The sequence below is a fragment of the Streptomyces sp. NPDC043896 genome (assembly GCF_056435605.1).
In genome coordinates, this window is record NZ_JBWKEE010000026.1 from 103,461 (window position 1) to 125,605 (window position 22,145).

General features: G+C 74.8%; 20 protein-coding genes. 14 read left to right on the plus strand and 6 right to left on the minus strand.

All coding sequences use genetic code 11. The features are described 5' to 3' along the window. The first annotated feature begins 49 nt into the window (after positions 1 to 49). The 8 genes from AC069X_RS31040 (at position 50) to AC069X_RS31075 (ending at position 10,618) form a co-directional block, all read left to right on the plus strand. Entirely contained in the window at positions 50 to 868 is an 819-nt protein-coding gene (locus AC069X_RS31040; protein ID WP_478733801.1) for a cupredoxin domain-containing protein, read from the plus strand. A 116-nt stretch (positions 869 to 984) separates the two neighbouring features. Beyond that, on the plus strand, positions 985 to 2,289 hold the full coding sequence (locus AC069X_RS31045; protein ID WP_478733803.1) for a hypothetical protein: 1,305 nt from the start codon (positions 985 to 987) through the stop codon (positions 2,287 to 2,289). Between the two features lie 46 nt (positions 2,290 to 2,335). Continuing rightward, positions 2,336 to 2,956 (plus strand): TetR/AcrR family transcriptional regulator, encoded by a 621-nt coding sequence (locus tag AC069X_RS31050; protein WP_478733748.1) that lies wholly within the window; start codon positions 2,336 to 2,338, stop codon positions 2,954 to 2,956. A gap of 221 nt (positions 2,957 to 3,177) precedes the next feature. Beyond that, entirely contained in the window at positions 3,178 to 5,496 is a 2,319-nt protein-coding gene (locus AC069X_RS31055) for a molybdopterin-dependent oxidoreductase (protein WP_478733750.1), read from the plus strand. Between the two features lie 73 nt (positions 5,497 to 5,569). Further along, the gene (locus AC069X_RS31060) at positions 5,570 to 7,063 is read left to right on the plus strand and encodes a CitMHS family transporter (RefSeq protein WP_478733752.1); all 1,494 of its coding nucleotides are present in this window, start codon (positions 5,570 to 5,572) and stop codon (positions 7,061 to 7,063) included. 99 nt (positions 7,064 to 7,162) lie between these two features. Beyond that, complete coding sequence (locus AC069X_RS31065) at positions 7,163 to 8,575, plus strand: aldehyde dehydrogenase family protein (RefSeq protein ID WP_478733754.1); 1,413 nt, start codon at positions 7,163 to 7,165, stop codon at positions 8,573 to 8,575. 106 nt (positions 8,576 to 8,681) lie between these two features. After that, the gene (locus AC069X_RS31070) at positions 8,682 to 9,761 is read left to right on the plus strand and encodes a zinc-binding dehydrogenase (RefSeq protein WP_478733756.1); all 1,080 of its coding nucleotides are present in this window, start codon (positions 8,682 to 8,684) and stop codon (positions 9,759 to 9,761) included. Positions 9,762 to 9,853: 92 nt separating this feature from the next. Beyond that, a complete protein-coding gene (locus tag AC069X_RS31075; protein ID WP_478733758.1) occupies positions 9,854 to 10,618 on the plus strand; it encodes a TIGR04222 domain-containing membrane protein in 765 nt (254 codons plus the stop codon). A gap of 220 nt (positions 10,619 to 10,838) precedes the next feature. Here the strand turns inward: AC069X_RS31075 and AC069X_RS31080 are convergent, their stop codons facing one another. Next, positions 10,839 to 11,495 (minus strand): TetR/AcrR family transcriptional regulator, encoded by a 657-nt coding sequence (locus AC069X_RS31080; RefSeq protein ID WP_478733760.1) that lies wholly within the window; start codon positions 11,493 to 11,495, stop codon positions 10,839 to 10,841. Between the two features lie 122 nt (positions 11,496 to 11,617). Between AC069X_RS31080 and AC069X_RS31085 the strand changes: the two genes are divergently transcribed. Beyond that, positions 11,618 to 12,772: an acyl-CoA dehydrogenase family protein gene (locus AC069X_RS31085; RefSeq protein ID WP_478733761.1), complete on the plus strand. Its 1,155-nt coding sequence runs from the start codon at positions 11,618 to 11,620 to the stop codon at positions 12,770 to 12,772. Between the two features lie 87 nt (positions 12,773 to 12,859). After that, positions 12,860 to 13,504 (plus strand): TetR/AcrR family transcriptional regulator, encoded by a 645-nt coding sequence (locus tag AC069X_RS31090; RefSeq protein ID WP_478733762.1) that lies wholly within the window; start codon positions 12,860 to 12,862, stop codon positions 13,502 to 13,504. Here the strand turns inward: AC069X_RS31090 and AC069X_RS31095 are convergent. Then, complete coding sequence (locus AC069X_RS31095) at positions 13,495 to 13,956, minus strand: MaoC family dehydratase (protein WP_478733764.1); 462 nt, start codon at positions 13,954 to 13,956, stop codon at positions 13,495 to 13,497. The two genes, AC069X_RS31090 and AC069X_RS31095, sit on opposite strands and share 10 nt — an antisense overlap. A 142-nt stretch (positions 13,957 to 14,098) precedes the next feature. Between AC069X_RS31095 and soxR the strand changes: the two genes are divergently transcribed. Beyond that, the gene (gene soxR, locus AC069X_RS31100) at positions 14,099 to 14,548 is read left to right on the plus strand and encodes a redox-sensitive transcriptional activator SoxR (protein WP_478733766.1); all 450 of its coding nucleotides are present in this window, start codon (positions 14,099 to 14,101) and stop codon (positions 14,546 to 14,548) included. Here the strand turns inward: soxR and AC069X_RS31105 are convergent. From AC069X_RS31105 to AC069X_RS31120, 4 genes are all read right to left on the minus strand, one after another. Further along, the gene (locus tag AC069X_RS31105; RefSeq protein ID WP_478733768.1) at positions 14,523 to 15,332 is read right to left on the minus strand and encodes a 3-keto-5-aminohexanoate cleavage protein; all 810 of its coding nucleotides are present in this window, start codon (positions 15,330 to 15,332) and stop codon (positions 14,523 to 14,525) included. The genes soxR and AC069X_RS31105 overlap by 26 nt on opposite strands. After that, a complete protein-coding gene (locus AC069X_RS31110) occupies positions 15,329 to 15,925 on the minus strand; it encodes a hypothetical protein (RefSeq protein ID WP_478733770.1) in 597 nt (198 codons plus the stop codon). The genes AC069X_RS31105 and AC069X_RS31110 overlap by 4 nt, the downstream gene beginning before the upstream one ends. A 150-nt stretch (positions 15,926 to 16,075) precedes the next feature. Continuing rightward, positions 16,076 to 17,383 carry a serine-threonine protein kinase gene (locus AC069X_RS31115; protein WP_478733772.1) on the minus strand — a complete coding sequence of 436 codons (1,308 nt, stop codon included), beginning with the start codon at positions 17,381 to 17,383 and terminating at the stop codon, positions 16,076 to 16,078. A gap of 113 nt (positions 17,384 to 17,496) precedes the next feature. Further along, positions 17,497 to 18,756 carry an exo-beta-N-acetylmuramidase NamZ family protein gene (locus AC069X_RS31120; RefSeq protein ID WP_478733774.1) on the minus strand — a complete coding sequence of 420 codons (1,260 nt, stop codon included), beginning with the start codon at positions 18,754 to 18,756 and terminating at the stop codon, positions 17,497 to 17,499. Between the two features lie 93 nt (positions 18,757 to 18,849). On the opposite strand from AC069X_RS31120, the gene AC069X_RS31125 reads away from it, so the two are divergent. From AC069X_RS31125 to AC069X_RS31135, 3 genes are read left to right on the plus strand one after another with little or no spacing between them, the layout of a single operon-like run. After that, positions 18,850 to 19,635 (plus strand): SDR family oxidoreductase, encoded by a 786-nt coding sequence (locus AC069X_RS31125; RefSeq protein ID WP_478733776.1) that lies wholly within the window; start codon positions 18,850 to 18,852, stop codon positions 19,633 to 19,635. After that, the gene (locus AC069X_RS31130) at positions 19,632 to 21,407 is read left to right on the plus strand and encodes an AMP-binding protein (protein ID WP_478733778.1); all 1,776 of its coding nucleotides are present in this window, start codon (positions 19,632 to 19,634) and stop codon (positions 21,405 to 21,407) included. Before AC069X_RS31125 ends, AC069X_RS31130 begins: the two co-directional genes overlap by 4 nt. Before the next feature lie 36 nt (positions 21,408 to 21,443). Next, on the plus strand, positions 21,444 to 22,055 hold the full coding sequence (locus AC069X_RS31135; RefSeq protein WP_478733780.1) for a TetR/AcrR family transcriptional regulator: 612 nt from the start codon (positions 21,444 to 21,446) through the stop codon (positions 22,053 to 22,055). Positions 22,056 to 22,145 lie beyond the last annotated feature (90 nt).

Consider the following 22,145-nt stretch of genomic DNA (forward strand, 5'->3'; position numbering starts at 1 on the left):
ACCCGACCCCCGGACCCGACCGTCCCGCCGCTCCGCCCGCACGGCGGCGCTGGTCGCCCTCCTGCTCCTGCTCACGGGCGGTGCGGCGACGGGCTGCGGAGGCCGGGCCACCACCCACCACAAGCCCGGCACCACCCACGAACAGGCCTCAGGCAACGCCGGCACCCTCCTGGAGACCCAGGACGGCGGCGGCCACCGGCTGCGGGAGGTCCCCGCCGAAGGCGCGCCCGGGGTGAGCGTCACCGTCCGACCGGACTCCGAGGACGGCTGGAACATCCAGCTGGCCGCCACCGGCTTCCGCTTCACCCCCGACAGCGTCGGAGGCGCCGCGCTGACGGGCGCCGGCCACGCCCACCTGGAACTCGACGGCCGCAAGCTGGCCCGGCTGTACGGCCCCTGGTTCCACCTGCCCTCGGCGCAGGTGCCCGAGGGCGCGCACACCCTGACCGTCCGCCTCTACGCCGACGACCACACCGCCTGGGCCGTCGCCGGCAAGCCGGTCGAGGCAACGGTCGCCCTGACCGCGGGACCCCCGGGCCAGGGCACCCACAGCCATCCCGCTCCGGCCCCGACCGGCTCGCCGGCGCCCCAGCCGGCCCCCCGGGCGGACCGGACCGTCACCCTCGCCGTCCGCGACGGGAAGGTCGTACCCGCCACCGGCCGCACCGAGCTGAAGCGCGGCGAGCGCCTCGCCCTGCGCGTCACCAGCGACCGCGCCGACACCCTCCACGTCCACGGCTACGACGAGGAACTCGCCCTGCCCGCAGGCCAGGAGGCCACCCTGGTCCTGACGGCCGACCGGACGGGCCTCTTCGAGGTGGAGACCCACGGGTCCCGCCTCGTCCTGACCCAGCTCCTCGTCCGATGAGCCCGACGACGGCACCGGCCCCGCCGCTCGCCGGGACGGGGACGGCCCCCACGGAGTGGACCGCGATACCCCCGGGATGGCCCGCCGCACAGCCGGGCCCCGGGCCGGGCCAGGGCGTGGTCCTCCACCCGGCCGACCCGTCGACCCTGCTCGCGCACGGGATCGGCTCCCAGCACGATCTGCCGATCTCCCCCTTCTACGCCTTCGCCGGAGCCTTCGCGGCGCTGTTCGTCTCCTTCCTGGCACTCGGCCTCCTGTGGTCCGCCTCCCGCTTCCGCGGCGACCGCTCCGGCCTCGCGCTGCCCGCCGGGCTCCAGCGGGTGGCCGACGCGCCGGCCACCCGCACCGCCCTGCGCGGACTCGGACTCGCCGCAGCCCTCGCCGTGCTCCTCCACCTCCTCCTCGGTCCCGACGACCCCGAGCGCAACCCCGCGCCCGGTGCCGTCTACGTCCTGCTGTGGGTCGGGATCGTGCCCGCCTCCCTTCTCCTCGGCCCCGTCTGGCGCCTCCTCAACCCGCTGCGCACCCTGCACCGCCTGCTCTCCCGGGCCCGGCGCCGCCCGCCCGGGGCCGGCAGCCGCCTGCCGCCCCGGGTCGGGCAGTGGCCGGCCGCCGCCGGACTGTTCGGCTTCACCTGGCTCGAACTCGTCGCTCCCGATCCCGCTTCCACCACCACCCTCCTGTGTGCCCTCACCGCCTACTCCGCCGCCCACCTGCTGCTCGCCGCCCGCTTCGGCGAGAGCTGGTTCGCGGAGGCCGACGCCTTCGAGGTCTACTCCGGCCTCCTGGCCCGGCTCTCCCCCCTCGGCCGCCGCAGCGACGGCCGCCTGGTCCTGCGTAACCCCTTCCACGGACTCGACGCGACGCCCGAGCGGCCCGGACTCGTCGCCACCGTCTGCGTCCTGCTCGGCTCCACCGCCTACGACGGCTACTCCGACAGCACCGCCTGGATCAACACCCTTCAGACCTCCCCCCTCGGCCGCACCCCCACGGCCACGCTCGGACTGCTCGCTTCCGTCGCCCTCGTCGCCACCCTGTACTGCCTGTGCGCGGCGGCCACCCGCCTCGTCAGCGGCCCGCACCCCCGACCGCTGACCGCCTTCGCGCACTCACTCGTGCCGATCGCCCTCGGCTATCTCACCGCCCATTACTTCTCCCTCCTCGTCACCGAAGGACCACGCACGGTAAGCATGGCATTCGGCACTGACAATGCCCCCGATCCCAGTCCCCCCTTGGGTCCCGGCGGTCTCGCGGCCCTCCAGGTGATCGCCGTCGTCACCGGTCACGTACTCGGTGTGATCGCCGCCCACGACCGTTCCGTACGCCTCTTCCCCCCGGCGAAGGCGGTGGCCGGACAACTGCCGCTGCTCGCGCTGATGATCACCTACACCATCGGCGGTCTCACCCTCCTCCTGAACTGAGGACCGAGCCCCGGCACCGCTGGACCCACGAGCCAGGAGCGGCATGATGGACCCCGTGCCTCCCGCCCACCCCCTGCGCAGGACCCCCGTCCAGCAGCGCAGCGCCGACCGCCTCGCCCGGATCCTCGACGCCTGCGCCGAACTGCTCGACGAGACCGGCTACGAGAACCTCAGCACCCGTGCCGTCGCCGTGCGCGCCGGTGTGCCCATCGGCTCGGTCTACCGCTTCTTCGGGAACAAGCGGGCCATGGCCGTCGCCCTCGCCCAGCGCAACCTGGAGCAGTACGCCGAGGGCATCGAGCGGCGGCTCGCCCTGCTGCCGGCCGCGCACTGGCGGCCCGTCGTGGACGCCGTGCTGGACGAGTACCTCGCGATGAAGCGCAGCGTCCCCGGCTTCGCCCTCGTCGACTTCGGAGTTCCCGCCCCGCCGCCCGAAGGGCCCGCCTCCGACCCGAACCACCAGGTCGCCGCCCGGCTGACCGGGCTCCTGTGCGCGCACCTCGGGCTCGCCCCGGGCCCGGAACTGTCCCGGGCGGTGCTGGTGGCCGTCGAGGCGACCGACGCGCTGGTCCAGCTCGCCTTCCGGTCCGACCCGGCCGGCGACCCCGGCATCGTGGCCGAGACGCGCGCCATGATGCACGCCTACCTGGCCCGGGCCCTGGACTGACCCCCCGCACGGCCCGGCGGCCCGCGGCCTGGTGACCGGGCCACCCCCGCCCCGGCGGGGCGAACGGGCCGCCTCTGCCCCCTCCCCACCGTGCCTACCGGTCGGTATGCTCGGGGCGCCCGCGACGGCCGCGGCCCCGCCCGCACCGCGCCCCCGCGCCGGAACGGCGCCGGTCCCCGGTCAGCGGTCCGCGCCGCAGCCTGCCGCCCCCAGGAGGGCCCATGCCCCGCACCGCCCCGCGAATCTGCCCCCTCTGCGAAGCCACCTGCGGCCTCACCCTCACCATCGAGGGCACCACCGTCACCGGCGCGCGGGGCGACCGCGACGACGTCTTCAGCCGCGGCTTCGTCTGCCCCAAAGGCGCCGCCTTCGGCGCCCTCGACGCCGACCCCGACCGGCTGCGCACCCCGCTCGTCCGCCGCGAGGGGCAACTGCGCGAGGCCACCTGGGAAGAGGCCTACGACGCCATCGCCGCAGCCGTCCCCGCCCTGGTCGGGGAACACGGAGCCCAGTCCGTCGGCATCGTCCTCGGCAACCCCAACGTCCACACCATGGCGGGCGCCCTGTACCCGCCGCTGCTGGTCAACACCCTGGGCACCCGCAACCTCTTCACCGCGAGCACCCTCGACCAGATGCCCAAACACGTCTCCAGCGGGCTCCTGTTCGGCGACCCCTTCGCTATCCCCGTCCCCGACCTCGACCGCACGGACTTCCTCCTGCTCATCGGAGCCAACCCGGTCGAATCCAACGGCTCCCTGTGCACCGCCCCCGACTTCCCCGGCCGGCTCAAGGCCCTGCGGGCCCGCGGCGGCACCCTCGTCGTCGTCGACCCGCGCCGCACGCGCACCGCCCGGCTCGCCGACCTGCACCTCGCACCGCGTCCCGGCAGCGACGCCCTGCTGCTGGCCGCCCTCGCCCACACCCTGCTCGCCGAGAAGCTCGCCGACCCCGGACACCTGGCGGAACACACCGAAGGCCTCCGGGAACTCGCCGACGCCCTCGGGAGTTTCACTCCTGAGGCGGTCGCCCCCGCCTGCGACCTGCCGGCCGACCGGATCCGCGCCCTCGCCCGGGAGCTGGCGGCCGCGCCGTCCGCCGCCGTCTACGGGCGGATCGGCAGCTGCACCGTCGAGTATGGGACGCTCGCCAGCTGGCTGGTGGACGTACTGAACATCCTCACCGGCAACCTCGACCGACCGGGCGGAGCCCTCTTCCCGCTCCCGGCGGCCGGCCCGCGGCCCCGCCCCGCCGGGACCGGCAGGGGGTTCGCCCTCGGCCGCTGGCGCAGCCGGGTCAGCGGCCACCCCGAGGTCAAGAGCGAACTGCCCACCGCGGCCCTGGCGGAGGAGATCGAGACCCCGGGGGAGGGGCGCATCCGTGCCCTGATCGCCATCGCGGCCAACCCGGTGCTGTCCGCCCCCGACGGCCGGCGGCTCGACACGGCCCTCGCCGGACTCGACTTCATGGTGAGCGTCGACCCCTACCTGAACGAGACCTCGCGCCACGCCCACGTCGTCCTGCCCCCGCCCCCTCCCTCGCAGAGCGCGCACCACGACTTCGCGTTCAACGGCTTCGCCATCCGCAACCAGGTCCGCTACACCCGGCCCGCTGTCCCCCTCGAAGCGGACCGGCTCGACGAGTGCGAGATCCATGCCCGCCTCGTCCTTGCCGTCTCCGGCATGCACGGCTCCGCCCTGCCTTCCGCCATCGACGACATGGCGATCCAGGCAGCCCTCGCCAAAGAGACCGCCGACCGCCGCTCCCCCCTCCACGGAGCGGACCCCGCCCACCTGGCCGGGCTCCTCACCGGCGAGAGCGGACCGGAGCGCAGACTCGACCTGATGCTCCGACTGGGCCCGTACGGGGACCTGTTCGGCCACGCCGCCCCGCCCGGCGCCACCGCCGCAGGAGCCGACGACGCCGCCGCCGGATCCGACGACGGTACGCGGGCCAGCGCGGGCGCGCCCGAGCGGACGGCGGGGCTCAGCCTGGAGCGGCTCCTCGCCCACCCGCACGGCATCGACCTGGGCCCGCTGCGGCCCCGGCTCCCGGGCGTGCTCAGGACCCGCAGCGGCAGGATCGAACTGCTCCCGGAGCCGATCGCGGCCGAGCTCCCCAGGCTGCGCGCGGCGCTCGCCGCCCGCCCCGCCGCCCTGGTGCTCGTGGGCCGCCGCCATCTGCGTTCCAACAACAGCTGGTTGCACAACGTCCCGGCCCTCGTCGGAGGTTCCAACCGCTGCACGCTCCAGGTCCATCCGCTGGACGCGGACCGGCTCGGGCTCGCGGACGGGGGCCGGGCCCGGATCACCGCCGACGGCGGCAGCCTGGATGCGCCGGTGGAGGTCACCGACACCGTCCGCACGGGCGTGGTCAGCCTCCCGCACGGCTGGGGACACGACCGGGCCGGCACCCGGCTCGCGGTCGCCGGCGCCGAACCGGGGGTCAACGTGAACCAGCTGCTCGACGGCACCCGCCTCGACCCGCTGTCGGGCACCGCGGTGCTCAACGGCTTCCCCGTCACCCTCACGCCCCTGCCCTGAGCTGGGGTTTTGCTCGTATTGCTCACGCGTGGACGTCTTGTTGGCGTAAGGAGGCGGCACCTACCTTCCCTGCATGCTGACCTTCCTCGGCTTCGCCATGATCGCGACCTTCCTGGTCCTGATCATGCTGAAGAAAATGTCGCCCATCGCGGCGCTCGTCCTCATCCCCGCGCTCTTCTGCGTGTTCGCCGGAAAGGGCGCGCACCTGGGGGACTACGTCATCGACGGCGTCGGCAAGCTCGCCCCGACCGCCGCCATGCTGATGTTTGCCATCGTCTACTTCGGCGTGATGATCGACGTCGGCCTCTTCGACCCGATCGTCCGGGGGATCCTGCGCTTCTGCAAGGCGGACCCCATGCGCGTGGTGGTCGGCACGGCCGTCCTCGCCGCGATCGTCTCGCTCGACGGCGACGGGTCGACCACCTTCATGATCACCGTCTCGGCCATGTACCCGCTGTACAAGCGGCTCGGCCTGAGCCTGGTGGTCATGACCGGCGTCGCCGCGACCGCCAACGGCGTGATGAACACCCTGCCCTGGGGCGGCCCCACCGCCCGCGCGGCCACCGCGCTGAAGCTCGACGCGGCGGACATCTTCGTCCCGATGATCCCGGCCCTCGCCGTCGGCCTGCTCTTCGTCTTCGTCCTCGCCTACGTCCTCGGCATCAGGGAGCGCCGCCGGGTCGGCTCCCTGGCGATGCCGGGCGCGGAGACCGAGGAGGAGGGGTCCCTGGTGGCCGCCGGTGCAGGGGCGAAGGGCGACGCTGCCGCCACCCGCGGCTCCGGCTCCGGATCCGCCTCGGGCTCGGGCTCGGGCTCGGAGGGTGGCCCGGAGGCCGGGCCCGCGCCGTCCGGCGGCGGCTCCGGGGCCGCCGCCGCGCTGCCCGCAGGCGGCGACGGGGCCGGTGACGGCGGCCACGGGGACGGCTTCCAGGGGCTGGACCCCGACCGTCCGACCCTGCGCCCCCGCCTCTACTGGTTCAACGCGGGCCTCACCATCGCCCTGCTCACCGCCATGATCATGGAACTGCTCCCCATCCCGGTGCTCTTCCTGCTCGGCGCGGCCCTCGCCCTCACCGTGAACTTCCCCCACATGCCCGACCAGAAGGCCCGGATCGCCGCCCACGCGGACAACGTCCTCAACGTCGCCGGCATGGTCTTCGCCGCCGCCGTCTTCACCGGCGTCCTCACCGGCACCGGCATGGTCAAGCACATGGCCGACTGGCTCGTCGGAGCCATCCCCGAGGGCATGGGCCCGCACATGGCCCTGGTCACCGGCCTGCTGAGCCTGCCCCTCACCTACTTCATGTCGAACGACGGCTTCTACTTCGGCGTCCTGCCGGTGCTCGCCGAGGCGGGCGCCGCCCACGGGGTGTCCCCGCTGGAGATCGCCCGCGCCTCGTTGGTTGGACAGGCCCTGCACATGTCCAGCCCGCTGGTTCCGGCCGTCTACGTCCTCGTCGGCATGGCCAGGGTCGAGTTCGGCGACCACACCCGGTTCACCGTGAAATGGGCGGCCCTGACCTCGCTCGTGGTCCTGGCGGCAGGGATGGTTTTCGGCATCATCTGACGGTCGGGCCCCTGGCCGACCGAAAACTACCGGCGCTAGTTTGTAGGGTGTGGGGACGAGGTCAGGTCCACGCGCTCGTAGGTGCTCGGGAGGAATGCCATGAAGGCCCACGACGGGATGTACATCGGCGGGGAATGGCGGCCCGCCGCCGGAACCGGCCTGATCGAGGTGGTCAACCCGGCCGACGAGCAGGTCATCGGCTCCGTCCCGGCCGGCACGGCCGAGGACGTGGACGCCGCCGTACGCGCGGCCCGTGCGGCCTTCCCCGGCTGGTCCGCCACGGCCCCGGCCGAGCGGGCCGCCGTGATCGGCGCCCTGCGCGACGTGCTCGTCGCACGCAAGGCCGAGTTCACCGCGACCATCACCGCCGAGCTGGGCTCCCCGGTCGGCTTCGCGGAGGCGGTGCACGTCGGCGCGCCGATCGCGGTGGCCTCCTCGTACGCGGAACTCGCGGCCTCGCACGCCTTCGAGGAGCGCGTCGGGAACTCCACCGTCTTCTTGGAGCCGGTCGGCGTCGTCGGGGCGATCACGCCCTGGAACTATCCCCTGCACCAGGTCGTTGCAAAGGTGGCACCCGCTCTCGCCGCCGGCTGCACCGTCGTCCTCAAGCCGGCCGAGGACACCCCGCTGACCGCACAGCTCTTCGCCGAAGCCGTGCACGAGGCGGGAGTCCCGGCCGGAGTCTTCAACCTGGTGACCGGGACCGGCCCGGTCGCGGGCCAGGCGCTGGCCGAGCACGAGGGAGTCGACCTCGTCTCCTTCACCGGCTCGACCGCCGTCGGCAAGAAGATCGGCGCCATCGCCGGCGCCGCCGTCAAGCGCGTCGCCCTCGAGCTGGGCGGCAAGTCGGCGAACGTCATCCTGCCCGGGGCCGACCTGGCCAAGGCCGTCGCGGTGGGCGTCGGACACGTCATGAACAACACCGGCCAGAGCTGCAACGCGCTCACCCGCATGCTCGTCCACCGGGACCAGCACGAGGAGGCCGTCGCCCTCGCGGCCGCCGCCGTCGCCGCGTACCCCTCGGGCGACCCCCGGGACCGGAGCACCCGCCTCGGCCCCGTCGTCAACGCCGCCCAGCGCGACCGCGTGCGCACGTACATCCACAAGGGCGTCGCGGAAGGCGCCCGCCTGGTCGCGGGCGGGCTCGACGCGCCGCACGAGCGCGGGTACTTCATCGCGCCGACCGTCTTCGCGGACGTCACCCCCGACATGACCATCGCTCAGGAGGAGATCTTCGGCCCGGTGCTGGCGATCCTCCCCTACGAGGACCACGACGACGCGCTGCGCATCGCCAACGGCACCGTCTACGGCCTCGGCGGCGCGGTGTGGGCGGCGGACGAGGAGACCGCGGTGGCGTTCGCCCGCCGGATGGACACCGGCCAGGTGGACATCAACGGCGGCCGCTTCAACGTGCTCGCGCCCTTCGGCGGCTACAAGCAGTCGGGCGTGGGCCGTGAGCTGGGCGCGCACGGCCTGGGGGAGTACCTCCAGACCAAGTCCCTGCAGTTCTGATCCCGCCCGGGCAGTCCCCGAAGCCCCGCGGTCCCCGCGGTCCCCGCAGTCCCTGAGCCCCGCAGTCCCCGAGCCCCGCAGTCCCCAAGACACGGAGAGGACGACCATGGTCCGCGCCGCCATCCTGCCCGCCGTCGGAGCCCCGCTGGAGATACGGGACATCGTGCTGCCCGATCCCGGACCCGGGCAGGTCCGGGTGCGGCTCGCCGCGGCCGGGGTCTGCCACTCCGACCTGTCCCTCACCGACGGCACCATGCGGGTGCCCGTCCCCGCCGTCCTCGGCCACGAGGGCGCGGGGACGGTCCTCGCCGTCGGCGAAGGCGTCACCCACGTCTCCCCGGGCGACGGCGTGGTGCTCAACTGGGCGCCGTCCTGCGGGGAGTGTCACCACTGCCGGATCGGCGAGGTCTGGCTCTGCGCCAACGCGCTGGCCGGGGTCGGCGCGGTCTACGCCCACGACGCCGAGGGCACCGAGCTGCACCCCGGACTCAACGTCGCCGCGTTCGCCGAGGAGACCGTCGTCGCGGCGAACTGCGTGCTGCCCGCGCCCGCCGGGATCCCGCTCCCGGAGGCCGCGCTGCTCGGCTGCGCCGTCCTGACCGGCTACGGCGCCGTGCACCACAGCGCCCGGGTGCGGGCGGGCGAGTCGGTGGCGGTGTTCGGCGTCGGCGGCGTCGGTCTCGCCGCCCTCCAGGCGGCGCGGATCGCCGGCGCCGGGGCGATCGTGGCCGTCGACGTCTCCCCGGCCAAGGAGGAACTGGCCCGCGCCGCCGGAGCCACCGACTTCGTACTCGCCTCCGACACCACCGCCAAGCAGGTCCGCGGCCTCACCGGCGGGCAGGGCGCGGACGTGGCCGTGGAGTGCGTGGGCCGGGCCCAGACCATCCGTACGGCCTGGGAATCCACTCGCCGGGGCGGGCGCACCACGGTCGTCGGCATCGGCGGCAAGGACCAGCAGGTGAGCTTCCACGCGCTGGAGATCTTCCACTTCGCCCGCACCCTCAGCGGCTGCGTGTACGGCAACAGCGACCCGGCCCGCGACCTCCCGGTGATCGCCGGACACGTCCGGGCCGGCCGCCTCGACCTCGGTGCCCTGGTCACCGACCGCATCACCCTCGACGGGATCCCGGCTGCCTTCGAGGCGATGGTCGCGGGCAAGGGCGGCCGCTCGCTGGTCGTCTTCTAGGCCGGACGCCCTTCGGGGCGGGCACGGCCCGGCCGTTGCGGGCCGGTCGGTTGCGGGCCGGCCGGGAGCGGCGCACAATCCCCCCAACGCATATGAGTTCGGGGGGACTTGTGTGGGTCATCGCTTCCGCCCTGTGGTTCCTGCCGCCCGTCGCCTGTCCCGGCGTGTTCTTCCGCCGCCGCAACCCCCGGCCCTGGCGGCCGCCCGCGCCGGAGCCCGCCGCCCTGCCCGGGGGGCCGCCCGGGCCTGAGCCGCCGCCTGCCCCCGAGCCGCCGTCTGCCCCGGAGCCGACGTCTGCCTCCGAGCCGCCCGGGCGTGAGCCGGAGGCGCGGGCCCTCACCGCCTACGAGGCCGCGTACCTGCGCGGTGGGCGCACCGGGGTGGCCGAGACCGCGATGGCCGCCCTGTACCTGGCCGGGCGGCTCCGCGCCGTCGCGGGCACGGACCGGGTGGCGGTGGCGGTGGCGCGTGCCGGACCGGCCGGTGAGGTGGCGGACGGCGAGTTCGGGGCGGCCGTGACCGCCTGCATGGCCGATGCGGACGACCGCGTCGCCCTGGAGCTGCGGGACGAGGCGGCGTACCACCCCGCCGTGGGCCGGCTGGTGGAGCGGCTGATCACCGACGGCCTGGTCGACGGGACCGGGGCGGCCGGCGCCCGGAACCGGAACCTGATGAACCGCCGCCACCCCACCCGGGCGGGCCTGACCGCACTGCGCCTCCTCGCCGAGCGGGAGCCGACGGGCACCCCGCGCGAACGGCGGCTCCTGGAGGTGGCGCTGCACGGCCTGACCCGCCTCCCGCCGGGCGCGGTCCTGCCCGTTCCCGAGCCCCCGCGGGCCGGAGCCCCCAGGGGGTGACACTGGCCGGGGAGGGGCGGCCTGGGCGGCGGCACCCCTCCGCCGGACCCGCGCCGGGGCGGCACGCGGGACCTCGGCCGCAAGGGCGTCGGCGGGTGTGGCTGCGGAGGCGTCGGCGGCTGCGGAGCCGGCTTCTGACCCGGCTCCCGACCTGGCTCCCGCCCCCGCTCCCGCCCCCGCCCCGGCTTCCCACCCCGCTGACCGCCCCGCGCCCGCGGCGTCACACCTGTGGGGGCGCGCCCGTTCGCAGGAGGGCTTCGTACTGGAGGGTCAGGCCGTCCAGGAGGGCGGTCAGGCCGGTCTCGAAGGCGCCCTCGTCCACCTCCCGCTGGCGTTCCGCCAGCAGGTGGGCCTGCCCCAGGTGCGGGTAGTCCGCCGGGTCGTACGCCGTCTCGTCGTCCACGAACCCCCGGGCGAAGGAGCCCGCCGCCGAGCCCAGGATGAAGTACCGCATCAGCGCGCCGATCCGGGTCGCCTGTGCCGGGGGCCACCCCGCCGCCGTCATGGCGCCGAACACCGCGTCCGCCAGCCGCAGGCCCGCCGGGCGGCGGCCCGGCCCGCGAGCCAGCACCGGCACGATGTTCGGGTGGTCCGAGAGGGCCGCGCGGTAGGAGTGCGCCCAGTCGTACAGGGCGCCCCGCCAGTCCTTGCCGCCGTCGAACATCGACAGGTCGACCTTCGCGCTCACCGCGTCCGCAACCGCCTCCAGGATCGCGTCCTTGGTCCGGAAGTGGTTGTACAGCGAGGGCCCGCTGACCCCGAGGGCTGCGGCCAGCCGCCGCGTCGACACCGCCTCCAGCCCCTCCGCGTCCACGAGCGCTCCCGCCGCCTCGACGATGCGGTCTCGGCTGAGGAGGGGCTTGCGCGGTCTGGCCATGCGCCACATAGTAGGCCCTGCCCCGCCATAAACTACCGCTGCTAGTTAAACGTCGGCGGGCCGCACACCGCCGTACCCCCCCGCACACCGTCACGCACCGGCCCACGCCCCGGAGGGACCCCGTGAACCTGGAGCTCAGCGAGGAGCAGGAGGCGGTCCGCCGCCTCGCCCGCGCGTTCACCGACCGCGAGATCGTCCCGTACGCCGCCGAGTGGGACCGCGCCGAGAGCGTGGACCGCTCGATCGTGAAGAAGCTCGGTGGCCTCGGCTTCCTCGGCCTCACCGTCCCCGAGGAATACGGCGGCTCCGGCGGCGACCACCTCTCCTACGTGCTCGTCACCGAGGAGCTGGGCCGCGGCGACTCCGCGGTGCGCGGCATCGTCTCCGTCTCCCTCGGCCTGGTCGCCAAGACCGTCGCCGCCTGGGGCACCGAGGAGCAGAAGCGGCACTGGCTGCCCCGCCTGTGCTCCGGCGACGCCCTCGGCTGCTTCGGGCTGACCGAGCCCGGCACCGGCTCCGACGCCGCCGCCCTCACCACCCGCGCGGTGCGCGAGGGGGACGCGTACGTCATCAGCGGCAGCAAGATGTTCATCACCAACGGCACCTGGGCCGACGTCGTCCTCCTCTTCGCCCGGACCGACCCCGCCACCCCCGGCCACCGGGGCGTCTCCGCCTTCCTCGTCCCCGCCGACAGCCCCGGCCTGACCCGCCGCGAGGTCCACGGCAAGCTCGGCCTGCGCGGCCAGGCGACCGCCGAACTCGCCCTCGACGACGTCCGCGTCCCCGCCTCCGCCCTGCTCGGCCCCGAGGGCAAGGGCTTCTCCGTGGCCATGTCGGCCCTGGCCAAGGGCCGCATGTCGGTAGCCGCCGGCTGCGTGGGCATCGCCCAGGCCGCCCTGGACGCGGCCGTCTCGTACGCCGCCCGGCGTGAGCAGTTCGGCAAGCCGATCGCCCACCACCAGCTGGTCCAGGAGCTGATCGCCGACATCTCGGTCGACGTGGACGCCGCCCGGCTGCTGACCTGGCGGGTCGCCGACCTGATCGACCGGGGCCTGCCCTTCGCCACCGAGTCCTCCACCGCCAAGCTCTTCGCCTCCGAGGCCGCCGTGCGGGCCGCCGGCAACGCCCTCCAGGTGCACGGGGGCTACGGCTACATCGACGAGTACCCGGCCGGGAAGCTGTTGCGCGACGCCCGCGTCATGACCCTCTACGAGGGCACCAGCCAGATCCAGAAGCTGCTGATCGGCCGCGCCCGCACCGGGGTGTCCGCCTTCTGACCGGCCGCCGCCCGCAGGCCCGCTAAGCGCTTGCTCACTCTCCGGTAAGCTGGTGCCTTCCTACAGGACGAAGAGGGTGGGCGAGCGATGGACAGCGCGGCGGAGACGGCCGGCGGCTACCAGCCGTGGTCGGAGGTCACCCCCGACGCCGCGCGGCGGCTGCTCGTGGCCGCCGTCGACGCCTTCGCGGAGCGCGGCTACCACGCGACCACCACGCGCGACATCGCGGGCCGCGCCGGCATGAGCCCGGCCGCGCTCTACATCCACTACAAGACCAAGGAAGAACTGCTCCACCGGATCAGCCGGATAGGGCACGACAAGGCGCTGGAGATCCTGGAGACCGCCGCTTCCGGGCAGGGCGGCGCCGCCGACCGGCTCGACGCGGCCGTACGGTCCTTCGTGCGCTGGCACGCCGCGCACCACACCACCGCCCGCGTGGTCCAGTACGAGCTCGACGCCCTCGCCCCGGAGCACCGCTCCGAGATCGTGGGGCTGCGCCGGCTGAGCGACGCGGCCGTGCGCCGGATCATCGCCGAGGGCGTGCGGGCGGGGGAGTTCGACGTCCCCGACGTGCCGGGCACCACCCTCGCCGTGCTGTCGCTGTGCATCGACGTGGCCCGCTGGTTCAGCACCGCCGGACAGCGCACGCCCGACGAGGTCGGCGCGCTGTACGCCGACCTCGTGCTCCGCATGGTGGGTGCGCGCCCGGCCGTGGAGACGGCTCAGAAGTAGTAGCGGGACACCGACTCCGCGACGCACACGGGCTTTTCGCCGCCCTCGCGTTCCACCGTCACGGTCGCCGCGACCTGTACGCCGCCGCCCGCTTCGGTGACCGATGTGATCACCGCGGTGGCGCGCAGCCGCGAGCCGACCGGGACCGGGGCGGGGAAACGGACCTTGTCCGTACCGTAGTTGATGCCCATCCGCATCCCCTCGACCCGCATGATCTGCGGCACCAGGCTCGGCAGCAGCGACAGCGTGAGATAGCCGTGCGCGATGGTGGAGCCGAAGGGTCCGGTGGCGGCCCGCTCCGGGTCCACGTGGATCCACTGGTGGTCGCCGGTCGCGTCCGCGAAGAGGTCGATCCGCTTCTGGTCCACCTCCAGCCATCCGCTCGGGCCGAGCGGCTCGCCGATGCCGGCGCGCAGTTCCTCGGCGGACGTGAAGATCCTCGGTTCGGCCATGCCCTGCCCCTGTCTTCCGCTGTCCGGTGCCGTCTCCGGCCGTCCGGTCCGGTCCCGGCCGGCGCTCAGTCGAATAAGCGCTTGCTCAGCATGGTGGGGGCCTGGTGCGTCTGTCAACGGACCTCCGACTAGGCTCGGGCGTGTGCCGCAGATTCCCGAGAACGTCCACGAACTCACCGTCGGCCAGCTGTCCGCGCGCAGCGGCGCGGCCGTCTCCGCCCTGCACTTCTACGAGACCAAGGGCCTGATCACCAGCCGCCGCACCTCCGGCAACCAGCGGCGCTACAACCGCGAAGCGCTGCGCCGGGTCGCCTTCGTACGCGCCGCCCAGCGCGTGGGCATCCCGCTCGCCAGCATCCGCGAGGCCCTCTCCCAGCTCCCCGAGGAGCGCACCCCCACCCGCGAGGACTGGGCGCGGCTCTCCGAGAACTGGCGCGGCGAACTCGACCAGCGGATCCAGCAACTCAGCCGCCTGCGCGACCACTTGGACGACTGCATCGGCTGCGGCTGCCTCTCCCTGAAGAACTGCGCCCTGTCCAACCCGGACGACGTCTTCGGCGAGCGCCTCACCGGCTCCCGGCTGGCCCAGTAGCCGCCAGGGCCCGCAACTCCACGGCCGCCGCCACCAGTTCGGCATTGGAACGCGCCGCCCGCCCGTCCGGGAGGTGCAGCACCTGCGCCACCCCGATCCGCGCGCCCGCACCGCACCGCGCGGCCAGCCGCAGCACCGGCCAGGCGGCGGCCTCCCGCCCGTACAGCACCACCGGCACCGGCGGGAGCCACCGCAGGCCGGCCACCAGCGCCGGATCGGCCTCCGCCAGCTCCGCCACCAGCCGCACCCGCCCCGGCTCCGGCGCGGCCCACTCCAGGAACCGGGCCAGCGGCTCCGGCCCGGCCCCGCCGCCCAGCGGGACCACCGCGTCCACCGCGACCCCCCGCTCCAGCAGCGCCCGCCCCAGCTCCCGCGCCCCCGGCTCCGCGAACGGCACCGTCGCCCGGTCCGGCAGCACCGTCCAGGACCGCACCCGCTCCAGCCGCCCCGCCGGATCGGGCTCGGCCGCGACACCCGCCGGAACCGTCAGAGGTACGCGAACCCCCGCGCCGCGCATCTCCTCCAGCAGGGGCCCGGCCACCCGGGGCGAGAGGCTCTCCCGCCCGCACGGGGTCCGCGGGTGCACCAGCACCTCGCCGGCCCCGGCCGCCACGGCCTCCAGCGCCGCCCGGACCAGATCCCCCGGGGACAGCGGCACCGCGGCCCCGTCGGCAGCGCCCCGCGCACCGTTCAGCGCGGCCTGGAGCACCCGCACCCCCGGCCCGTCGGCCCCGCCCCGCAGCCCGCCCGGCAGCCTGCCCTGCCTGCCGCCCGCCCCCCTCATGCCGCGCCCGCCGCCTGGTGCACCACCGCCGTCTCCGCCAGCGCCGGCCGCGGCACCACGATCCCGCAGCCCCCGCACACCGGCCCGTCCCACGCCCACGCCCCGGCCCACGCCCCCGGCCCCGACAGCGCGGGCGGCCAGTACAGCTCCTCCTCGCCGCAGACCGGGCACCCCGGCCCCGGATCCGACTCCAGCGCCGCGACCAGCCGCCGCAGCACCTCGCCCAGCGTCCCCTCCGGCCGCACCCCCGGATCGGCACACCGCACCACGGCGTCCCCGCTGCCGCCCCAGGCCCACTCCGGGCGCCGGACCCCGTCGTGCTTCTCCCGTCTGCGCCGCTCCGCGAACTGCCGTTCGTACTCCAGCCAGACCGCCCGCGCCTCCTCCAGCTCCTCCAGCGCCGCGACCAGCCGCAGCGGGTCCGCGCCCCGGTCCTCGGGAGCGATCCCGTGCCGGTCGCACAGGTGCCACCACGTCGCCCGGTGCCCGTACGGCGCGAACCGCTCCAGGCAGCGGCGCAGCGAATGGCGCCGCAGGGCCCGGTCGTTGCGCGCGTCACGCACCTGGTAGGCCAGACTCCGAAAACCTGCCACCGTACCTTCACCTCCGCCGTGCCATGCCCACACCCGTGACCGCGTCACTCCGTCGAACGAAGCGACCCCCCGCGACGTGCCCAACATGCCCGGCGGGATGTGGGCGCATGCGGGGGCGGTCGAGGCGTGCGGGTGGCACATGGCCGGAACTCAGCGCCCCATGCGCCCCGCCCCGACCACGAGACGGGCCAGTTCCGCGTGGCAGATGTCGCTGTGCGCCCCCGACGGCGCCCCGCCGCGACGCACCACGGAGCCCGCGTCCACGCTGACGCAACCGGCCCCCGGCAGCCCGCCCCGCAGGGCCGCGTCCAGGCTCAGCCGGGGCGCGCCCGGCACCGCGCGCACCCCGCCGTGCCCGACCGCGCCCCACCGCTCGTCGAAACCGAGCAGACCGGCCGAATCCCCCGCCATCCGGGAGGCCAGCGGATAGAACACGCGCAGCGCCGAGTCATGGGCCGAGTGGCAGGCCACCACCGGGCCGTCCACCCTGCGCTGGAGCCCGGCCAGGGCGCCGCCGCGCCCCCGGTCGTGGGGCAGGCGCTCGCTGAACGCGTAGTGCGAGAAGGCCCCCTGGAGCAGCGTCAGCGACTTCACGTGCCGTGCGGCGTCCGGTACGGCCCGCAGGGAGAAGGACACCACCCGGGCGCCGAAGCTGTGGCCGATCAGGTGGACGCGCAGGGCCGGCCGCCGTCCCGCGAGGTCGGTGAGGACGGGCCCGAGCCCGTGCTCGCCGACCACCCCGGCCCGCTTCTTCATCTCGTAGTACGTCGCCTGGCGCAGCAGTTCCTTCGCCCCGCCCCACAGGGCCCGCGGTCCGCCGCCGGGCGCGAACGCCGGCAGGTCCTCCGTCTCCGCCCCGGCACCCGCCCCCGCCTCGGCCAGGGCGCCGGCAAGCCTGCGGCACACCTCCACGGTGTCCAGTACGAAGACCGCCGGCACCTCCGGGGCGGCGGCCGGGCCCCCCGGGTCCGCGTGCACGAGCTGGCGTACCAGCGTCCCGAACTCGTCGAACGCCGCCCGCGCGTCCGGCTGCTCCGCCAGCAGGGCGGCGATCCGGTCGAGTTCCGCCTCCCGCCCCGGCCAGAACTCCCCGAGGGCCGCGCGGGCGGCAGCGTCCAGAGCCGTACCGGAGCCCGGCTCCGGGAGCGTGCCGTGCGGTTCGAAGTCCGGGATCGGTTCGTCCGGGAAGCGGATCGAGGGCCACACCACCCCCACGTACGCCGGCCGCACCCCCGCCCCCACCAGCCCCGGGAAGGGGGCGAAGAAGCGGTCGAAGAGCCGGGCCGAGGTGGACCGGTCGCTGTTCCAGCCGTGGGCGAAGACCAGCAGGTCCGTCGCCTCCATCCGGGCCACCGCCGCCCGCGTCGCCGGGTCCACGTCGCCCTGGGCGTCGAAGACCAGCTCCTGGTACGGGCCCACCCCGATCGCGGATCCGGCCGCACCACCGCTGTCCACCATGGCCTCCCCCTTCACGCGCGGGCTCCGGTGGTCGCAGCATCCCGCCGGGAGGCCGCGTCGGCCAGACCCGTGACGCCACCGGTCCGAGTGAAATCAGTGAGGGGCGGCCCGCGTCACGGGTACAGCAGGTACTCCGCCCGGACCGACCGGAACCGCTCCAGCCCGGCCGCCCAGGCGCCCGCGACCTCCTCCACCCCCGCACCCGCGTCCACCATCGTCCGCACCCGGTCCGAGCCGGTGAGCCGGTCGATCCAGTGGTCCGCCCGCCAGCCGAACCCGCTCCACACCCGCCGCGCCGTCACCAGCAGCCCGATCCCCGCCCGCACCGGATCGAAGGCCTCCCGGTCGTGCACCAGCAGCCGGACCCCGCCGCAGACCTTCCCGGCGTGCTTGGAGAAGGAAGGCGTGAACCAGGTCTCCCGGAACCACACCCCGGGCAGCTCCAGCCCGTTCGCCGCCTCCGCCCAGCGCCGGTCGACGCCCTCCGCGCCGACCACCTCGAACGGCGTGGTCGTACCCCGGCCCTCGGACAGGGTGGTCCCCTCGAACAGGCAGGTCCCCGCGTACGCGAGCGCCGTGTCCGGGGTCGGCATGTTCGGGCTCGGCGGCACCCACGGCAGGCCGGTCTCCCCGAAGAAGGACTCCCGCCGCCACCCCGACATCGGCACCGTCCGCAGCCGTACCCGCTCCGCGCCGAGGAACTCGCCGTTGAACAGCAGGGCCAGCTCGGCCGCCGTCATCCCGTGCGCCAGCGCGATCGGCTCCCGGCCCACGAAGCTCGCGTACGCCCGCTCCAGCACGGGCCCCGCCGCCCGCCGCCCGCCCACCGGGTTGGGCCGGTCCAGCACCACCACTGCCTTGCCGGCCAGCGCGGCCGCGCGCATGCAGTCGTACAGGGTCCAGACGTAGGTGTAGAAGCGCGCGCCGACGTCCTGGATGTCGAAGACGACGGTGTCGACACCCGCCGCCGTGAAGAGGTCGGCCAGCTGCCGGCCGCTCTTGCCGTACGCGTCGTACACGGGCAGCCCCGTCGCCGGGTCCCGCCCGGCCCCCTCCGAGCCGCCCGCCTGCGCCGTCCCCCGGAAGCCGTGCTCCGGCCCGAACACCGCGACCAGGTCCACCCGCTCGTCCGCGTGCAGTACGTCGACCAGGTGGCGGGCGTCGGCGGTGATCCCGGTGGGGTTGGTGACCACCCCGACCCGCTGCCCCGCGAGCTCCGCGTACCCGTCGGCGGCGAGCCGCTCGAAGCCGGTGCGCACCCGCTCGGCGGCGGCGGCCGGACCTGCGGCCCCCGCCCCGCCCAGGGCCCCCGCCACCCCTGCGGCCCCCACGGTTCCCGCCAGTCCCAGCACCCCGCGTCGTGACAGCGTCATCCCGCCACGCTAGGACCCGCACCCCTTCCGCCGTCACATACCGACTGGTTAGTCTGCGCGGGATCCGGCCGGTCCGGCAGGCAGTGACGAAAGGTGACCCCCGTGAGCGCGTACCAGGACCAGCGAGTCGTCGTCACCGGAGCCGGCGGGGGCATCGGCGCGGCCCTCGCGCACCGCTTCGCCGCCGAAGGGGCCACCGTCGCCGTCAACGACCTCGACCCCGCCAAGGCCGCCGCCGTGGCAGAAGCCGTGGGCGCCGCCTGTGGCGGCCGGGCCGTCGCCGTCCCCGGCGACGCGTCGGCGGTCGTCGAGCAGGCCCGCGAGGCACTCGGCGGCCGGGTCGACGTGTACTGCGCCAACGCCGGACTCGCCTCGGGCGGCGACGCCTTCGCGGACGAGGCCGTCTGGGAGGCGGCCTGGGACACCAACGTCATGGCCCACGTGCGCGCCGCCCGGGCGCTGCTGCCCGACTGGCTGGAGCGGGGCGGCGGCCGATTCGTCTCCACCGTCTCCGCCGCCGGGCTGCTGACCATGATCGGAGCCGCCCCGTACAGTGTCACCAAGCACGGTGCCCTCGCCTTCGCGGAATGGCTCTCGCTGACCTACCGCCACCGGGGCGTCCAGGTCCACGCGATCTGCCCGCAGGGGGTGCGCACCGACATGCTGACCGCCTCCGGCTCGGCCGGGGAACTGGTTCTGGCACCCACGGCGATCGAGCCGGAAGCGGTCGCCGAAGCGCTGTTCGACGGCATGGAGAAGGGCCGGTTCTTGATCCTCCCGCACCCCGAGGTGGCGGACTACCACGCCGCCCGCGCGACCGACCCCGACCGGTGGCTGCGCTCCATGAACCGCCTCCAGCAGAAGTGGGAGGCCCCGTGACGGCTCCCGTCGCCGCATCCGGCTCCCCGTACGCCGACCGGCCGTGGCTGGGCCGGCTGAGCCCCGCCCAGCTGGCGCCGGTCTCGCCGCCGGCCGGCGTGGTGGACGCGTTCCGCGCCGCCGTGGCCAAGGCGCCGGAGCGCACGGCGCTCGCGTACTTCGACGGGCGGATCTCCTACGCGGAGGCCGACGCGCTGTCCGACTCCCTCGCCGGGTACCTCGCGGGGCGGGGGACCGGGCGGGGCGACCGGGTGGCGGTCATGCTGCAGAACACCCCGCACTTCGTGCTGGCCGTGCTGGCCGCGTGGAAGGCGGGGGCGGTGGTGGTGCCGGTGAACCCGATGTACAAGGCCGGGGAGGTCGGGCACGTCCTGCGGGACTCGGGCGCGGTGGCGCTGGTGTGCGAGGGGGGAGCGTGGCAGGGGTACCTGGGGGAGGCGGTGCGGGGGACCGGCATCCGGACGGTGCTGACCGCCCGCGACCGGGACTTCCAGACCCGCAACGACCCCCGGGTCTTCCCCGACACCGACACCGACACCGGTGCCGACGCCAGTGCCGACGCCGACGCGAACGCCAGTGCCGACGCCGCCCCCGACGCCCGTGCTCAGCGCCGCGCGGGTCCGGACGGGCCCGGCGCCCCGGCGGTCGTTCCCGCCGACCTGCTCCACACGGCCCGGCAGGGCCACCCCGCGCCGGCGGTCGAGCCGTCCGGGGGCGGGGACATCGCCCTCATCAGCTACACCTCCGGCACCTCCGGCGTGCCCAAGGGGGCCATGAACCCGCACGGGGCGCTCACCTACAACGCCGTCCGGCAGGTCACCGGCCATCCGCTCCCCGAGGGCGCCGGGTACTTCGCGCTCGCGCCGCTCTTCCACATCACCGGCCTCGTCTGCGAACTCGCCGCCTGCTTCGTCAACGCCGGGACCCTCGTCCTCGCGCACCGCTTCCACCCCGGCGCCGTCCTCGACGCCTTCCTCGAACACCGCCCCGGCTACACCATCGGCCCGGCCACCGCCTTCACGGCTCTCGCCGCGCACCCCGACGTCACCCGGGACCACTTCGCCTCCTTCCAGGTGGTCTCCTCCGGCGGAGCCCCGCTCCCGCCCGCGCTCGTCGAGCGCCTCCGCGACTCCTTCGGGTTCTACCTGCGCAACGGCTACGGCCTCACCGAGTGCACCGCCCCCTGCGCCTCGGTCCCCGCCCACCTCGAAGCACCCGTCGACCCCGCGACCGGCACCCTCTCCGTCGGGATCCCGGGCGCGCAGACCCTCGTACGGATCCTCGACGAGCACGGTGACGAGCTCCCGCTCGGCGAGACCGGGGAGATAGCCGTGCGCGGGCCGCAGGTCGTCCCCGGCTACTGGGGGATGCCCGAGGCCACCGCCGAGGCCTTCCCGGGCGGCGAGCTGCGCACCGGGGACGTCGGGTTCATGGACCGGGACGGCTGGCTCTACGTGGTCGACCGCAAGAAGGACGTGATCAACGCCTCCGGGTTCAAGGTCTGGCCGCGCGAGGTGGAGGACGTCCTCTACACCCACCCCGCCGTACGCGAGGCGGCCGTGGTCGGCGTCCCCGACGCCTACCGGGGGGAGAGCGTCAAGGCCTACGTCAGCCTGCGCCCCGGGGCGTCGGCCCGGCCGGAGGAACTGGCCGCGTACTGCGCCGAGCGCCTGGCCGCGTACAAGTACCCCCGCAAGGTCGAGGTCCTGCCTGTTCTTCCCCAGACCACCAGTGGCAAGATCCTGCGACGAGAACTGCGCGAGCGCGGCTGAAAACAGTCGGAGGATCAGGAGAGGAAGGCGAGCACCATGGCCGCCAGGACCACCGAGGGACCCGAGGACGGAAACCGGGAGACCCCGGTCCCGCAGCGGCTGCTGGCCGTCGCCACCAGGCTCTTCGCCGAACGCGGCTACGACCGCACCTCGGTCCAGGAGATCGTCGAGGCGGCCGGGGTGACCAAGGGTGCGCTCTACCACTACTTCGGGTCCAAGGACGACCTGCTGCACGAGGTGTACGCGCGCATGCTGCGCCTCCAGCAGCAGCGCCTCGACGCCGTGGCCGGATCCGACGCCCCCGTCGAGGAGCGGCTGCGCTCCGCCGCCGCCGACGTCGTGGTCACCACCATCGAGAACCTCGACGACGCGATGATCTTCTTCCGGTCGATGCACCAGCTCAGCCCGGAGAAGTACAAGCAGGTCCGGGCGGAACGCCGGCGCTACCACGAGCGCTTCCGCGCACTGGTCGAGGAGGGCCAGCGCACCGGGGTCTTCTCCACGGCCACGCCCGCCGACCTGGTGGTGGACTACTACTTCGGCTCCGTCCACCACCTCTCCACCTGGTACCGCACGGACGGCCCCCTCACCCCCCACCAGGTCGCCGACCACCTCGCCGACCTCCTCCTCCGCTCCCTGCGCCCCTAGGTGTATTGACCCGCAGGGTTGTTAACTCGGCTGATGGGCGGGTGGCCGCCCAGTGCGGTGTGGCAGCGGTGGTGGTTGTAGGTGTGGAGG

Coding starts and splice junctions, on each gene's coding strand:
- AC069X_RS31070 (WP_478733756.1), top strand. CDS start 8,682: ATGGTCCGCGCCGCCATCCTGCCCGCCGTCGGAGCCCCGCTGGAGATA.
- AC069X_RS31120 (WP_478733774.1), bottom strand. CDS start 18,756: ATGACGCTGTCACGACGCGGGGTGCTGGGACTGGCGGGAACCGTGGGG.
- AC069X_RS31060 (WP_478733752.1), top strand. CDS start 5,570: ATGCTGACCTTCCTCGGCTTCGCCATGATCGCGACCTTCCTGGTCCTG.
- AC069X_RS31080 (WP_478733760.1), bottom strand. CDS start 11,495: ATGGCCAGACCGCGCAAGCCCCTCCTCAGCCGAGACCGCATCGTCGAG.
- AC069X_RS31090 (WP_478733762.1), top strand. CDS start 12,860: ATGGACAGCGCGGCGGAGACGGCCGGCGGCTACCAGCCGTGGTCGGAG.
- AC069X_RS31075 (WP_478733758.1), top strand. CDS start 9,854: ATGAGTTCGGGGGGACTTGTGTGGGTCATCGCTTCCGCCCTGTGGTTC.
- AC069X_RS31095 (WP_478733764.1), bottom strand. CDS start 13,956: ATGGCCGAACCGAGGATCTTCACGTCCGCCGAGGAACTGCGCGCCGGC.
- AC069X_RS31055 (WP_478733750.1), top strand. CDS start 3,178: ATGCCCCGCACCGCCCCGCGAATCTGCCCCCTCTGCGAAGCCACCTGC.
- AC069X_RS31065 (WP_478733754.1), top strand. CDS start 7,163: ATGAAGGCCCACGACGGGATGTACATCGGCGGGGAATGGCGGCCCGCC.
- AC069X_RS31105 (WP_478733768.1), bottom strand. CDS start 15,332: ATGAGGGGGGCGGGCGGCAGGCAGGGCAGGCTGCCGGGCGGGCTGCGG.
- AC069X_RS31115 (WP_478733772.1), bottom strand. CDS start 17,383: ATGGTGGACAGCGGTGGTGCGGCCGGATCCGCGATCGGGGTGGGCCCG.
- AC069X_RS31135 (WP_478733780.1), top strand. CDS start 21,444: ATGGCCGCCAGGACCACCGAGGGACCCGAGGACGGAAACCGGGAGACC.
- AC069X_RS31050 (WP_478733748.1), top strand. CDS start 2,336: ATGGACCCCGTGCCTCCCGCCCACCCCCTGCGCAGGACCCCCGTCCAG.